Source organism: Teredinibacter sp. KSP-S5-2, assembly GCF_032773895.1.
Classification (GTDB): Bacteria; Pseudomonadota; Gammaproteobacteria; order Pseudomonadales; family Cellvibrionaceae.
The window spans coordinates 2,076,361-2,090,960 of sequence record NZ_CP120416.1; the positions used below are offsets into that span (position 1 = coordinate 2,076,361).

The window sequence follows — 14,600 nt, forward strand, 5'->3', positions numbered from 1 at the left end:
ACGCTGTTAAAACTCGTATTTATCTGGGCGCAGTCTATAGCGTTGCGTAATAAAATCCAAATTATGTTTGTCATAAAATGGTTAAAATTGGTTTTTCCAGTCCCTCAATAGAGTAAAAACCTCAAGGTCATTGGTTGGTATTCCAAGCGGGTGGTTAGATTCCTGGCTAAAGCGTTTTACGCTTTGTTGAATACTTTTTTCTCCGCAACGTAAGAATGGGTTAATCAATCTTTCAGCTTGGATACTGGTAGGGATTGCTGCTTTTCCCATTCTTTTCCGCAAAATAACGCTTTTAATTCGCTCTTGATAATAGGGGTTATCTGGCTCGACGTGTTTGGCAAATTCCAGATTATCCATGATGTAATCATGGGAGCAGCATACCTGTGTGTGGCTTGGTAGCGCATTTAATCGCTGTAAGCTGTTGTACAGTTCGGCATGGGTTCCGTTAAAGATTCGTCCACAACCAGCGGAAAAAATGATGTCACCGGAGAAAACCACCGGCTGGTTGCCGTTTGGCAGGTAATAGCAAAGATGTTCAGGCAGGTGGCCCGGTGTGTGTAGTACCTGTACCTCAACATTGTTCCATAGTTGAAAGCGACTGCCTTCTGCTACGGGAGTTGTCACCTGAGGAATTACTGAGCATTCTGGGCCGATAACATCCACTTTTTTCCAGCGTAGCATCTCATCAAGGCCATTAATATGATCCCAGTGGCTATGGGTCATGATGATTTGTTTTAAGGCAAGGTTGTTTTGTGTCAGGTGGCGTTTTAATGGCGCAGCGTCGCCGGGATCCAATAAATATGCTCCTTCGTGATCCGCATGACGGATAATCCAGACATAATTGGTGTTCAGAATGGGAACGGCGTCTATATGTAATCTACCTAAAATGGTAGTAAAGCTTTCTCTGTCCACAAACTTAATCCTGAAAGCGTATACTTTGTTATAGTTTGAAAAACACGGTTTGTAACGGTTTTGTCGTTCTCATTCCCGGGAGTTGGGTATGGCTTCACTTATGAAGATCTTAAAATCTAAAGTAGATAATCTACAGCATAGATTCAATGACTTTAAGGCCAGTTTAAGTACACCGCCTATACAGGAATCCAGTCAGGCGTTATCGGCCTGGTTCGCCACACCATTGGGCAAGTATATTATCCAGGCTGAACGCCAAATGCTCGAACAGGAGCTGAACAACCTCTTTGGGTATCACCTGATGCAACTTAGTGTTGTTCCTGAGGAAAATCTGACCACCTCGAGTCGAATTAACCACTGTTTCGCGTTAAACCCTTGCCTTAATCGGGCGAAGCATCTGAATCAATATAGTGGCATTCAGGCCTGTAATGTTAAAGCCGCCGCCGAATTTACCGCATTACCCCTGCCAGATGAAGTGGTGGATGTCACGATTCTCCACCATGTACTGGATTTTACTGATCAACCCCAGCAAGTTCTCAAGGAGGCCGCCAGGGTAACCATTTCCAGAGGTTACATCCTCATTTTTGGTTTTAACCCTAATAGTCTCACCGGGCTAGTTCAGCCTTTTGCCAATTTGTTTCGATTGGGCGCAATTTGGCGCAGAAATAGACTGCGAACTTCTCGAATAAAAGACTGGCTTGAATTTCTGGATTGCTCCAGTGTTGGCAAGTGCTACGCACATCGTAACTTACCAGTGAATAACGAATCCTATATTCAGCATGCTAAGTTGCCGAAAAAATGGGGAGGAATAGGGCGTATCCCAGGTGGTTCAATCTACTGTATCCTTGCGCGCAAAGACAAAGTTGGCCTGACACCGATTAAGCGTTCCTGGGTTTCAGCGGATTTAATTGGTGTGGTACCCTTGCCCGAACCTGTTCGAACCTCATCTAATGCCGCAGCCCGAATTAAAAAGGCGCAAAAAGGCTGGAAATAACATCAAAAAATAGAGTTAACCTGTTGAAAAAAGTAGAAATTTTTACTGATGGTGCCTGCCGGGGTAACCCTGGTCCAGGCGGCTGGGGTGCACTTTTGCGCTACGGCAATAATGAGAAGCCACTTTATGGTGGTGAAAAGAATACGACTAACAACCGAATGGAGTTACAGGCAGCAATATCAGGCCTTGAGGCCCTGAAAGAACCTTGTGACGTGGTATTGACTACCGACTCGCAGTACGTCCGTAAAGGTATCACCGAATGGATGAAAAACTGGAAGAAGAATGGTTGGAAGACTGCGAACAAAAAACCGGTCAAAAATGCGGATCTCTGGCAATTGCTTGATCTACAAACAGAGAAACACACGATTGACTGGCGTTGGGTGAAAGGTCATTCCGGCCACCGAGAGAATGAAATTGCAGATCAGTTGGCAAATAGAGGCATAGACGAACTTTCATGAGACAAATCGTACTCGATACCGAAACCACCGGCCTTGAGCCACAGCAGGGCCATAAAATCATTGAAATTGGTTGTGTTGAGTTGGTGAATCGAAAGCTAACCGGCAACCATTACCATCAGTATATCCAGCCGAACCGGGATATCGATGAGGCCGCGATTGAGGTGCACGGTATCACCCAGGAGTTCTTGGCTGATAAGCCGACGTTTGATGCCATTGTGAATGACTTTCTCGAATTCATTGATGGTGCAGAACTTATTATCCATAACGCACCATTCGACGTAGGCTTCCTAAATCATGAGCTTAAACAGGTTAACCCAGCTTTAGGAACTATTGAAGACCGCTGTAAAGTCCTGGATTCACTTGTCTTAGCAAGAAAGAAACACCCAGGGCAAAAGAATAATCTGGATGCGTTGTGTAAGCGTTACATGGTGGACAACTCCCAACGTGATCTCCATGGCGCATTACTGGATTCGGAAATTCTGGCGGATGTATACCTAGCTATGACTGGTGGTCAGACCAATCTGGCGCTGAGTTCCAGTATGTCCTCAGGTGATAACGATGATGGGGAAGAAGTGGTTATTCGTATCGACTCCAACCGACCACGCTTAAAAGTCATTCAAGCAACAGCGGAAGAGCTGGAAGCACATAGGAAGAAGCTCGAAGTCGTTGATAAAGCCTCCGGCGGGAAGTGCCTTTGGCTACATGAGTCGTAGCCACCTCGCTAGCAAGGTGGCGTATAGGGGGAGCCTACAGATTGTAGGTCACAGCAAGTAAACCAACCACGCTTAACACCACGGTGTACGGCAAAGCCATTAGCACCATTCTGCCGTATGACAGTCGGATAAGTGGTGCCAGAGCTGATGTCAATAGGAACAGGAACGCAGCCTGCCCATTTGGTGTAGCAACACTGGGTAGGTTTGTCCCTGTATTGATTGCAACAGCCAGGGCATCAAAATGCTCCCGAGTGATAGTTCCCGCATCCAATGCTGCTTTTACCTCGTTGATGTAGACGGTTGCCACAAATACGTTATCGCTGATCATTGATAATGCGCCGTTAGCGATAAAAAACATGGGTTTTTGTACATCTGGGTCTAGGGATAAAACGAAATTAATGATTGGTGCAAATAAGTGCTGGTCGTGAATGACGGCAACAATAGCAAAAAACACGGCGAGAAGAGCGGTAAAAGGAAGGGCCTCTTCAAAAGCATGGCCGATGCGATGTTCGTCTGTTATTCCGCGCATTGTGGTGAGTAAAACAATGACCATCAAGCCGATCAACCCAACTTCCGCTAGTTGCAGTGCAAGGGCTAAAACCAACGTAACTGCGACCACAGCCTGAGCAATCAATTCGGCTTTATCTGTCACTGTGAGTTTATCAACAGTCTCTTGATTAAACTGATTTAGTACTTTTCTGACATTTTCTGGAAGCTTGGCTCCGTAGCCGAATATTTTGGTCTTTTCCAGCAGGATACAGGTTACCAGGCCGGACAACGCTGCCGGAATTGACACAGGGCCCATAACCAGGAAAAACTCGACAAATTTCCAGCCAGCTTTTTCGCCGATAAGTAAGTTTTGTGGCTCTCCAACTAATGTACACACACCACCTAATGCGGTACCAACTGCACCATGCATAACAAGGCTACGTAAAAAGCTGCGAAATTCCTGCAAATCTTGTCTGTGTTGTTCATGAATAGAACCATCTGAAAAATGGTCATGATCCATATGCGTTTGTTTGCCTGATGCGAATTTGTGGTAAACCGAGTAGAAGCCAACGGCAACACTGATTAACACCGCTGTGACAGTTAGAGCATCGAGGAAAGCGGAAAGAAAAGCTGCTACGGCGCAAAAGAGAACCGATAGAATGGTTTTTGAGCGTATACCTAGCAGGATTTTGGTGAATACGTAAAGCAGCAGGTCTTTCATGAAATAGATACCTGCGACCATAAAAATCAACAATAAAATCACTGCAAAATTGGAATGCAGTTCGTGATAAACGTTGTGGGGAGTGGTTAAACCGAGAGCTAATGCTTCAATTGCCAGCAGTCCACCCGGTTGCAATGGATAACACTTCAGTGCCATAGCCAGGGTGAAAATAAACTCACCGATTAATACCCAACCAGCCAAAAATGGGTCTATATAGACCAAAATAGGGTTAATCAGTAAAAATGCGATGATGGTTTGTTTGTACCAAGTAGCACTGGGCCCAAGGAAGTTTGCCCCAAAGGCTTTTAAAACAGAACCAGAGGACTGAGTCATTTTTTGACACTCCGAAAAGATCTTTTTATTAGTGAAGAGTAGATCAATCGCTGAGCATTCGTCATATTTGGTTATGTATACCTTAATTTTTAAAAAATGCGCTAGCCTTGATCTTGAATGCTGGCGGGTGGGGAAAGAAGTTAAAAATGAATGAATTGTCGTTAAAAAGCAATACAAAATCTGGCTTTTGCATAGAAAATGACTAAAAATTGCGATTGCTGTTTATTTATTGTTCGCGATTCAAACGATTGTGACAAAATCGAGACTTTTTCTTAAGGATGAGTTGTAAGCCCACGAAAATTAACGATTTTTTGGCAAAGGGTATTATACTAAGCGAATAAGCATCTGTGCGTTTGTAATACTCGCACTAAGTGAAGGGCTAATAAACTATTGGTGGAGCGGTTTAGTTCAAGGATTGTCGCCCGAAAGTTTTGGTCGAGAAAATTAAACAACTACTGCGGAGTTTAACTAACGTGAATTCGATGGACGCTGTGAATTTTCAGTCCCTTAATATGGTACGAGAAGAGCTCGTTGCCACAATTGAGCAATCTGCTCGTCACCTAGAAAACTTCGTGACCGCCCAGGATGATGGTGAAAGCCTGCAAGCCTGTATCGATGGTATTCAACAAATCGTAGGTATTCTGCGCCTAATTCAATTTCGCGGCGCCTGCCAGTTAGCGGAAGAGTTGCTTGCTACAGCGAATGATATTGTCCCTGGTGGGACGGGAAAACAGTATGAGCGCCGCCTTGAGGTGGTGAGTAACGTCTTCTTCGTTATGGCTCGGTACTTGGAATATGTTCAGCAAACAGAGCGTAAGGTTCCTGTTCTCTTAATCCCCTGGATAAACAGTTTACGCAAGTTAAGGGGAGAGCCCGCATACCCAGAAAGCCATTTCTTTAATTTCAATATTTCCACCGTAGTCCCACCGGAAGTTGAAAAACTTTCTGTAGACAGCGCTAACTTTAAGTCCACCCTACGCAGAATTCGGCAAATGTATCAGGTCGGGTTATTAGGTTACATTCGTGAAAGAAATACCAAAAACTCCATAGCGCTTATGCGTCGAGCTTTAATTCGTTTACACAAAATTGCCGGCTCGGCGAAGTCGTTATCCAGCTTGTGGTGGTTGGGGAATGTGGCGCTTGAGGTATTTATTTCTGAGAAGATGGAAGTCATTGAATCTCGGAAGCTGTTATTGGGGCGAATTGATCGCGTTATTAAGCAAGTACAAGATGTAGGCGAAAGTGCGTTTGATGCGGCACCCCCCAAATCGCTGATCAAAGAGTTGGTTTATTTGATTATGTTGTCCGGTGCGGATACCGAAAAGACCAAAAGAGTTAGGCAGGCATCGGGAGTCACAAGCTTCCCTTATACCGATAAAAGCCTGGCAAGTGAACGTGATGGCTTAAATGGTCCGAGCGCCCATACCGTAAGTTCACTCGCAAAAGTTCTGCAGTCCGAAATTTCGAACACCAAAAAAGTGCTGGAAAATGCAACCCAAACAGCCACTCAGGAAATTGATGATTTGGCTGGGTTCACTCAAACGCTGAAAAACATTGCCGAGATATTGGCTGTTGTGGGGCTTAATTCGGCCAGTGGGACGTTGAAAGAGGAAATAAAACGGGTAGAAAAGTGGGGCGATGATGATGGTGTAACGCCTGCGGAGTTAACACAGGTAGCTAACACATTGCTGTTCATTGAAAGTACCGTTTCAAGTCTGGATAAAGCTGGCCTCGCGGATACACAGAGCTTTGAAATTACCCAGGAAGCTCGTAACGACGCAGTGGCGTCGAGTGAACTGGCTATTGCGCAAAAGATTGTGGTGGAAGAGTGTGAAGCTGGTATATCGCTCACCAAGCGTGCGTTAAATTCGTTTTCGGATTCCTATGATACCGGCCATATCCGTAATATTGCTAAAACCTTGAATACGGTCAGGGGTGGGATGATCATGCTTAAGAAGGATAGAGCTGCAAATATCCTCAAAAAGTGCTCGGTTTTTGTGGAAGAAGTCCTGCTTGATAAGGAGCCACCTGCCGCTATTAAAGAGTTATTGGAAACTTTTGCTGATGTCGTGATCTCTATAGAGTACTATTTGGATTCCGCAACCAGTACGCTGCAAATGGACGAAAATGTTCTCAAAATTGCAGAAGAGGGGTTGGAAGCACTGGGGCATGCCGTAAACGAATAAATTGCCGGCCATAGCCTTCCGGGGTAGGATGCCCTCCCGGGTTGAGTGCTTAAAAATAACAACATTGGATACAACTGAGTAAGAACTCTCTATGTTTTGGGGTGCGACCACAGGTTTCATAATCGTCATTTCGTTGATAGCCATATTTTTTGGCCTAAAATTATTGGGTCATAAAGGATGGCTTTTGGGTTGGCTGAGAGGCTCACTTGGTTTGTTGATGCTTGTTCTTGCCGCAGTTTGCATTCTGGTGGCAATGGATCTGAATAGCTACCAACAGCTTCTGGCTGAAAAACCTGTCATTACACTCAGTTTCGAAAAGCTCGATGAGCAGTCATTCAAAGCCAAGCTTGTTTATGTTGAGGAAGGTGTAGAAAAGGATTACGTGCTTAAAGGGGATCAATGGCAGGTAGATGCCCGGATTATCCGTTGGTTGGGTTTTTTCCAGGCGATGGGTGCGACACCGGCTTACCGGTTAGATCGGATTAGTGGCCGTTACTATTCCCTCGAAGATGAGCGTCGCAAGGATAGGACGGTTCATCAAATGACTGATCAACAATATGGACTGGATACCTGGTCCTGGTTGAACGCCCACAGTAGCTTTGTTCCTTGGGTCGACGCAATTTATGGTAGCGCGACATACTTGCCAATGGAGGATGGCGCTCTGTATCAAATCTCATTAACGCATAACGGACTGGTTGCGAAACCTCTTAATGACCTCGCCACAGACGCCATAAACCGCTGGCAATAAACATGAATTCGAATTAGTTAGTCAATCTGGAGTTTCTTTTGGAATTTTTATACGAATACGGCTTATTTTTGGCCAAGGCTGTCACCATTGTGGTTGCGATTGGCGCTGTCATCGCACTTATTGTATCCGCTGGTATGAAAGGACAGGGGCACGACTCTGGTCATATCGAGGTTAAAAGCTTAAACGATAAGTTTGATGATATTGAAGAGACAATGAAGTCCGTTGTCCTGTCTGAAGGCCAGTTTAAGGAAGAGCAAAAAGCAAAGAAAAAGCAGGAAAAAGAAGAAAAGAAAGCTGCAAAAAAAGCCAAAGATCAATCAGCGGATGAGAAGCCTCGTGTGTATGTGGCTGAGTTCGATGGGGATATTAAGGCATCCGCCGTAGAAGAACTACGGGAAGTCGTAACTGCGATTCTAGCTCTGGCAAAGCCTGAGGATGAAGTTGTCGTTAAGTTGGAAAGCCAGGGTGGAATGGTTCACAGCTATGGTTTGGCTTCGAGTCAGCTGGACCGTTTAGTCAGTGCCAGTATTCCACTAACCATCTGTGTAGATAAAGTTGCTGCCAGTGGTGGTTACATGATGGCTTGTGTGGCCAACAAAATTCTTGCTGCGCCATTCGCAATTATTGGTTCTATTGGTGTGGTCGCCCAGCTTCCGAATTTCCATCGCTTGCTCAAAAAGAACGATATTGACTATGAAATGCTGACAGCCGGTGAGTACAAGCGTACTTTAACCATGTTCGGTGAGAACACGGATAAGGGGCGTCAGAAGTTCATGGAAGATCTGGAAGATACTCACGAATTATTTAAAGAGTTCATTACCGACCATCGGCCACAGGTTAACATCGATGAAGTGGCTACGGGTGAAATCTGGTTCGGTCGACGTGCTGTAGAAAAAGCGCTTATTGATGAGGTGATGACCTCGGATCAATATTTATTTGATTTAAAAGAACGTGCAGATATCTACCAAGTTGAATTTGTTCAGAAAAAATCTCTGCAGGAAAAGCTGGGGATTTCTGTTGAGGCTTCCATTGATAAGGCGTTTAGCAAAATATGGCAAACACTTAACAACAAAATATTCAGTTAATACTCGTTGTCAAAAAGAAAAATGCCACCCTGGAGGTGGCTTTTTTTTGCCCAACAATAATGTCGGTTTTTATGTGTGATTACTTCCACTAAAAAGGTTAAGACTAAAAAAACTAATCCCGTCGAAGCTTATCCGATACCGCAATTGGGTTCGGGAAGTTAAAGATTACGATGTAACTTGAAATTACAAAGGTGATTATCGCGGCTGACTGAACGAGAAGTGATGCTTCGTCACCGATTAAATTTTTTGAATACGCGAGGAAAACAATAAGTAAAGAAAACTCACTTATTTGTCCCAATCTAAAGCCTATATCCCATGCTAAGTTTTCTTTTTCGCTGTGCTGACGAAGCAATAAATAAAAAATACCAGGTTTAAGCAACAATACCGCGATAGCAAACACACTCACAGCGCCGATTACCTGAGGTATTAATGCTAAATTAAGTTGGGCGCCGAGGGAGAAGAAAAACAGGACTAAAAAGAAATCACGAAGAGGCTTCAAGCTTAATGCTATATATTGTGCAATAGGGCTGGTCGCAATAGTAATGCCAGCAATAAATGCTCCTATCTCAGCCGATAAATGTAATCTTTCAGAAAGTTCCGCTAGACCGAGGCACCAGGCAATAGCGAGTAAAAAAATGTATTCGTGAAAGCGGTCAAACTTGGTAATTAGATTAATTAAAACAAAGCGAACAAAAAGGTAAGCTCCGCCAGCTATAAGTGGCAGTGCCGCAAGCGCAGTAAGCATCGGTTTAATTTGGAAGCTGCCAGCCGAACTGCTGAGTAGTATTAACAAACAGAATATGGCCAGGAAGTCTTGTAAAAGCAGCAAGCCGACCATTAATTCGCCCGTGTATTTGTGGTGCAATACCGTGGTGGGTAAAAGCTTGATGCCAATAATCGTACTGGAAAACATGGATGCCATACCAATAATGGCAGACTCTGTTAATGTAAACCCAAAACTAATACCGATGATAAAACCAATCGCGGCAAAGCAGGCACTGCTTATGACTGCAACACTGGTCGCTTTACGTAGTACAACCAACAAGGCTTTTGGTTGCATATCCAGGCCAAGCAAAAATAACAGGAAGATGATGCCAATATGTGACATATCTGTGATATAGGAAATATCCTTTAAAACTTCCAGGCCAAACGGGCCTAGTAACGCACCGATTGCAATGTATGCAACAAGAATCGGTTGTCGGCTGTACAGCGCTAATGAGGCAATAAGTGCGGAACCGCAAAATATCAAGAAAAACGTTTCGAGAATAACTCCGCTCATTAATTAGCCTAATTTGAGATGTATGTGAGTGGATAACAAAACTGTCGCACAGAATGTATTTTTTAAAAAAAGAATGATCTGTGAGTAAATTATCGTTCAAAACCCATGATATTTCATGGACTTGATGAAAAAAACCGGGAACAGATCAAGTGCTGAGAAGGGCTGCGCCAAGCAGCGGCAGCCCAAAAGGAATTATTAAGCTCTACGCCTAAAAAGTGGTTGCGGTTCGTCAACAGCCGCCTGATAGCTATTACTAAAATCGTTTAAACGATTCAACATGGATTCAAGATTACAGTCGTCTTCCATCTTGAACGCATTAAAGCCACAACGAGATAGATAAAACACCTGGTCTTCCATGAAATGGCCTACAGCGCGCAGTTCACCAGTAAAATCATACTGTTCACGAAGCATGCGGCCAATAGAGAAACCTCTACCATCGGCGAAGGCGGGGAAGTCCACCGCAATCAATTTCAGTGATGGAACATAATCGGCTATTGCTTCGATTGAAGCATCACTGGCCAACCACACAGCAGTGCGCTCCGTGTCGAGGTTACCTTCTTTCGCGGCCTTTAAAAAAGCGTCAAGAGACAGAATCTGATTGCCGTTGCCAGTACCTTCTTCGCGAACAATAGACCAGCTATCGTCGATAATCTCTTTATCTTTAATGAGCTTTTGCATATACACGCTCCTTAAATAGGTCGTGTCCAACACGACGGTATGTATCGATAAATCTTTCACCTTCGACGCGGTTTTCCGTGTATACGTCAACAAGCTTTTGAATCACACCTGGCATTTCCTCTCGCGAGAATGCAGGGCCGAGTACCTTTGCCAAAGCAGCGTCTTTTAGAGAGCTACCACCAAGCTGAACCTGATAGAACTCCTCACCTTTCTTATCGACACCAAGAATACCTATATGGCCGATATGGTGGTGGCCGCAGGCATTCATACAACCTGAAATATTCAAATCCAGGTCGCCCAAATCATAGAGATAATCGAGATCGTCGAACTGTCGCTGGATGGCTTCTGCTACAGGAATAGATTTGGCATTCGCCAGTGAGCAAAAGTCACCGCCAGGGCAGCAAATCATATCGGTTAGGGTGCCGATATTTGGCGTAGCAAAACCAGCTTGTTTGGCTTCGTGCCACAAATCAAGCAGTTGAGAGGCTTTCACATCTGCTAGAACAATATTTTGCTCATGGGTTGCTCGTACTTCGCCGTATGTGTATTTCTCTGCAAGATCTGCAATCGCTTCTAGCTGAGCGGAGGTCACGTCCCCTGGAGCCACGCCTGTAGGTTTTAAAGACAGAGTAACGCATCGATAGCCAGGCACGCGATGTTCGCTCACATTACGTCTAACCCAATTGCCGAACGCCTTGTTTTCACGTGCTTGTGCATCGACAAGAGCATGAGATTCCTCATCAGAAATCTCTTCGTACTCAGGTTCGGTGAAAAAGCTTTTTGCTCGTTTGATTTCTTTATCTGTAAGCAGAGTGGGAGTGTCTTTAAGCTTTTCCCATTCCAGGCTAACCTTCTCAGCAAAAGCCTCTGTCCCCATAGCCTTCACAAGTATCTTGATTCGGGCTTTATACTTGTTGTCTCTTCGGCCATGCAGGTTGTACACCCTTAGAATGGCTTCCAGATAGGTAAGAATGTCGTTTTCCGGAACGAAACTATTGATTTCGCTACCAATGATGGGAGTTCGGCCCAAGCCACCGCCGACAAGAACAGTGAAACCAATTTCTCCGTTTTCTTTCTTGACCAACTGAAGGCCAATATCGTGAAAGTGAATGGCGGCACGGTCTTCTTGAGAGCCACACACAGCGATTTTGAACTTTCGGGGAAGGAAGGCAAATTCGGGGTGAAATGTTGACCACTGACGAATGATTTCGCAGTAGGGGCGAGGATCGATAATTTCATCTTTGGCAACGCCTGCGAACTGATCCGAAGTGACGTTACGAATACAGTTACCGCTGGTTTGCACTGCGTGCATTTCGACCTCGGCAAGCTCTTCAAGAATATCGGGTACTTCTTCCAGTTTTGGCCAGTTCAGTTGGATATTCTGACGCGTCGTAATATGACAGTAGCCTTTGTCATAGTGACGGGTAATGTAGGCAATCTTGCGAAGCTGAGTGGCATTTAGCATTCCGTATGGAACGGCGATACGCAACATCGGTGCAAGTCGTTGGATGTAAAGTCCGTTTTGTAGGCGAAGCGGTAGAAACTGATCCTCTTTTAATTCTCCCGCTAAATATCGTTCTGTCTGACCGCGAAATTGAGCAACACGCTCTTTAACTAGCTTATGGTCATGTTCGTCGTAAACGTACATGTGGTCGATTTACCTTTGTTGTCAGTGAAATTCAGGTTGTTTAATAATCAAAACAAAACGTTGAGTATCAGAACACCGGAAATTTAAAGGAGGTGAAGGATACAGCATTCGCTTATAAAAACGAAGAAATTCAATGATATGAGCCAGCTGAATAATGGCCGTTTTCCCAGATAAGGCATATAAGTTTTAAATCTATACGTTGCTGAAAATTGAAAGCGGTGCTATTCGTTAAGTTAATAGTAAAGCTGCCGTTATAACTAATACAGATGATAAAAATTTTGGGGCTGAACCAATATGTTTGCGAGTAAAAAAGAATTGCTTCGGGTAAGCGAGGAAAGGGATTCTTTGCGTTCAGAAAACCAATCGCTAAAAAACCAAGTTGAAGAGCTGGGGATGCAACTGCAAACCTATCGTGATCAACAACAGCATCAAGCAGGTATTGATTCTACTGTTGACCAGGAAATTCGTTTGGTAATTGATAGTTATAGTGGTCTGGAGCCTATCAGGGAGTCGTTATCGGCTTCTTCGGAAGGAATGCAACGGCAAAAAGAAAGGCTTGAGCACACTGGCGAAGTATATGAGCAAACTTCAGCCACGCTTGCTCGAATTACAACCGATTTAAATGAAATATCCATTAGCGCGGGTGCTAGTCACGAAAGTGTTTCCAGGCTGAAAGGCGTAGCAAATGAAATCACTCAGTTTGTTGGCATTATCACCAATATTTCTGAGCAGACCAATTTGTTGGCCTTGAATGCTGCGATTGAGGCGGCGCGGGCAGGGGAGCAGGGGCGAGGGTTTGCGGTTGTTGCTGATGAAGTGCGGGCTCTGGCGAAACGCGCCAGTGAGGCCAGTAGTGAAATTGCCAATTTGGTTGGCCAGATTGAAAAGGATACGCAGGAAACAGATGAAAAAATAAGTGGCACAAGAGACAAGTGTGAGCAGCTCTCTAGCGAATCACACGCATCGTTTGCCGATGTTGGTCGGGTGTTAGAAGTGTCCAAAGATATGCACCAGATCATCACGCTGACGGCATCAGTGGGGTTTATTGAGACGGTTAAGCTTGATCATCTCGTCTGGAAAGCGAGGTTGTATTCTCATTTTCATCGTAGTCGGTATGACTCTCACGCCATTGATAGTGCGGATTCCTGTCGTTTTGGACACTGGTTACACGACGTGGGTAGGGCTAAATATGGCGGTACATCGACATTTCGCAAAATAGAAGATGCTCATAAACGGGTTCATGATCAAGGTATTGCCGCGCTTGAATCAGGCTCGAGAGGAAATCGGAGTGATGCCATAGGTCATCTAAAGGAAATGGAAGCATCAAGTGACCAGTTAATGGGGTATTTAACTGATTTCGAGAGCGGAATGCATTAATTTGGCGCATATGGTAAAAAAAACTTGATTGTTAAAGGAAGATTGGGTTGAATTGATCGCCTTAACTGGTTGCCTGATCATTTGGCAAAAAGGTTAGTTTTCTGTCACCAAAAATTAAAAAAATATAAGTAGGAGGGAGAATGGAAGACGATATTCAAATGACAGAGCAGGGCGATAGTATTGCTGACGCAATTGCCGCTGTAGCGCTTGTTTTTATTTTTGTTGCAACTTGTATTTTCTGGATATCAGGGCAATAAAAAAGAGACATAAAAAAAGCCCCATAATGGGGCTTTTTTTATGTCTGTCGATTTACCATTTTTCTTTTACACCACAAAACTGACAATTGTAAAAAGCGCAAGCAGAAAAAGTGACGTAAAAATTATTCCAGATATAATGTATGGGATTATGCTGGATTGCTGAAAGTCTAACTCTCTGTTTTTATTGCTTTGCACACCAATTGCGGCTGCCATGGAAGTTTTTATCAAGTGCCACATGCCCAATTTCTTTTTCGAGTTATCGCTTTCCACTATCACTTTCACCCATATCTGGTATTAGAAAAAACTTAATTATAATGAAGTCAGACAAAATGTGAACAACAGATATTCAGGGCAAAAAAAAAGCACCTTTGAATAGTGCTTTTTTGCTCGGTCATTTTGTTATTAGAATTATTAGCCTGCGAAGCTCACAAAGTGTGCGCTTTTACTATCGTCGCTATCGCGATTTAATGTTTCCTTTGCTGCGCGGTAATTAGCATTCGAGTCATTCAATTTTGCAAAGCAGTCTCGTCGCTCTTCGCCGATCGAAACTGAGCACATTGCTCGTAGCTTTTTATAGTCATCAACAACTTCCTGGGCAGCAGCTTTCGCTGGATTGGCTTGGCCTGCATATGCATTGATCGCCAAAAAGGCCGCTAGTGGTACGGCTAGAACACTAAGCTTCCTAAACATTTCTATACTCCAAATCCAAGGGTTACGGACAAATA

The 14,600-nt window shown here is 44.2% G+C and carries 14 protein-coding genes; 7 read left to right on the top strand and 7 right to left on the bottom strand.

Features of this window, described 5'->3' with window-relative positions; all coding sequences use genetic code 11:
- Positions 1-81: 81 nt before the first annotated feature.
- Positions 82-912, bottom strand: a complete 831-nt coding sequence (gene gloB, locus P5V12_RS09330; RefSeq protein ID WP_316957084.1) for a hydroxyacylglutathione hydrolase — start codon at positions 910-912, stop codon at positions 82-84.
- Positions 913-1,012: 100 nt separating this feature from the next.
- Between gloB and P5V12_RS09335 the strand changes: the two genes are divergently transcribed.
- Genes P5V12_RS09335 through dnaQ form a run of 3 tightly spaced genes read left to right on the top strand, consistent with a single transcriptional unit; the run spans position 1,013 to position 3,074 of the window.
- A complete protein-coding gene (locus tag P5V12_RS09335; protein WP_316957085.1) occupies positions 1,013-1,903 on the top strand; it encodes a class I SAM-dependent methyltransferase in 891 nt (296 codons plus the stop codon).
- A 23-nt stretch (positions 1,904-1,926) separates the two neighbouring features.
- Positions 1,927-2,361 (top strand): ribonuclease HI, encoded by a 435-nt coding sequence (gene rnhA, locus P5V12_RS09340; RefSeq protein WP_316957086.1) that lies wholly within the window; start codon positions 1,927-1,929, stop codon positions 2,359-2,361.
- Positions 2,358-3,074 carry a DNA polymerase III subunit epsilon gene (gene dnaQ, locus P5V12_RS09345; protein ID WP_316957087.1) on the top strand — a complete coding sequence of 239 codons (717 nt, stop codon included), beginning with the start codon at positions 2,358-2,360 and terminating at the stop codon, positions 3,072-3,074. The genes rnhA and dnaQ overlap by 4 nt, the downstream gene beginning before the upstream one ends.
- Positions 3,075-3,108: 34 nt before the next feature.
- Here the strand turns inward: dnaQ and nhaB are convergent, their stop codons facing one another.
- Positions 3,109-4,617 (bottom strand): sodium/proton antiporter NhaB, encoded by a 1,509-nt coding sequence (gene nhaB, locus P5V12_RS09350; RefSeq protein ID WP_316957088.1) that lies wholly within the window; start codon positions 4,615-4,617, stop codon positions 3,109-3,111.
- Positions 4,618-5,099: 482 nt separating this feature from the next.
- On the opposite strand from nhaB, the gene P5V12_RS09355 reads away from it, so the two are divergent.
- From P5V12_RS09355 to sohB, 3 genes are all read left to right on the top strand, one after another.
- Positions 5,100-6,803 carry a CDP-diacylglycerol--glycerol-3-phosphate 3-phosphatidyltransferase gene (locus P5V12_RS09355; RefSeq protein ID WP_316957414.1) on the top strand — a complete coding sequence of 568 codons (1,704 nt, stop codon included), beginning with the start codon at positions 5,100-5,102 and terminating at the stop codon, positions 6,801-6,803.
- Positions 6,804-6,987: 184 nt separating this feature from the next.
- Positions 6,988-7,551: a cation/multidrug efflux pump gene (locus tag P5V12_RS09360; protein WP_316957089.1), complete on the top strand. Its 564-nt coding sequence runs from the start codon at positions 6,988-6,990 to the stop codon at positions 7,549-7,551.
- A 38-nt stretch (positions 7,552-7,589) separates the two neighbouring features.
- On the top strand, positions 7,590-8,636 hold the full coding sequence (sohB, locus tag P5V12_RS09365; protein WP_316957090.1) for a protease SohB: 1,047 nt from the start codon (positions 7,590-7,592) through the stop codon (positions 8,634-8,636).
- Between the two features lie 112 nt (positions 8,637-8,748).
- On the opposite strand, the gene P5V12_RS09370 is transcribed toward sohB, so the two are convergent.
- From P5V12_RS09370 to P5V12_RS09380, 3 genes are all read right to left on the bottom strand, one after another.
- Complete coding sequence (locus P5V12_RS09370; protein WP_316957091.1) at positions 8,749-9,915, bottom strand: cation:proton antiporter; 1,167 nt, start codon at positions 9,913-9,915, stop codon at positions 8,749-8,751.
- Between the two features lie 195 nt (positions 9,916-10,110).
- A complete protein-coding gene (locus P5V12_RS09375) occupies positions 10,111-10,593 on the bottom strand; it encodes a DUF934 domain-containing protein (protein ID WP_316957092.1) in 483 nt (160 codons plus the stop codon).
- Complete coding sequence (locus tag P5V12_RS09380; RefSeq protein ID WP_316957093.1) at positions 10,577-12,241, bottom strand: nitrite/sulfite reductase; 1,665 nt, start codon at positions 12,239-12,241, stop codon at positions 10,577-10,579. Before P5V12_RS09380 ends, P5V12_RS09375 begins: the two co-directional genes overlap by 17 nt.
- A 294-nt stretch (positions 12,242-12,535) precedes the next feature.
- Here P5V12_RS09380 and P5V12_RS09385 point away from each other — a divergent pair, with 294 nt between their 5' ends.
- Positions 12,536-13,618, top strand: a complete 1,083-nt coding sequence (locus P5V12_RS09385; protein ID WP_316957094.1) for a methyl-accepting chemotaxis protein — start codon at positions 12,536-12,538, stop codon at positions 13,616-13,618.
- Positions 13,619-13,941: 323 nt separating this feature from the next.
- On the opposite strand, the gene P5V12_RS09390 is transcribed toward P5V12_RS09385, so the two are convergent.
- Together P5V12_RS09390 and P5V12_RS09395 are read right to left on the bottom strand one after the other, a co-directional pair.
- A complete protein-coding gene (locus P5V12_RS09390) occupies positions 13,942-14,112 on the bottom strand; it encodes a DUF2970 domain-containing protein (RefSeq protein ID WP_316957095.1) in 171 nt (56 codons plus the stop codon).
- A 174-nt stretch (positions 14,113-14,286) separates the two neighbouring features.
- Positions 14,287-14,565, bottom strand: a complete 279-nt coding sequence (locus P5V12_RS09395; protein WP_316957096.1) for a hypothetical protein — start codon at positions 14,563-14,565, stop codon at positions 14,287-14,289.
- Positions 14,566-14,600: the final 35 nt, after the last annotated feature.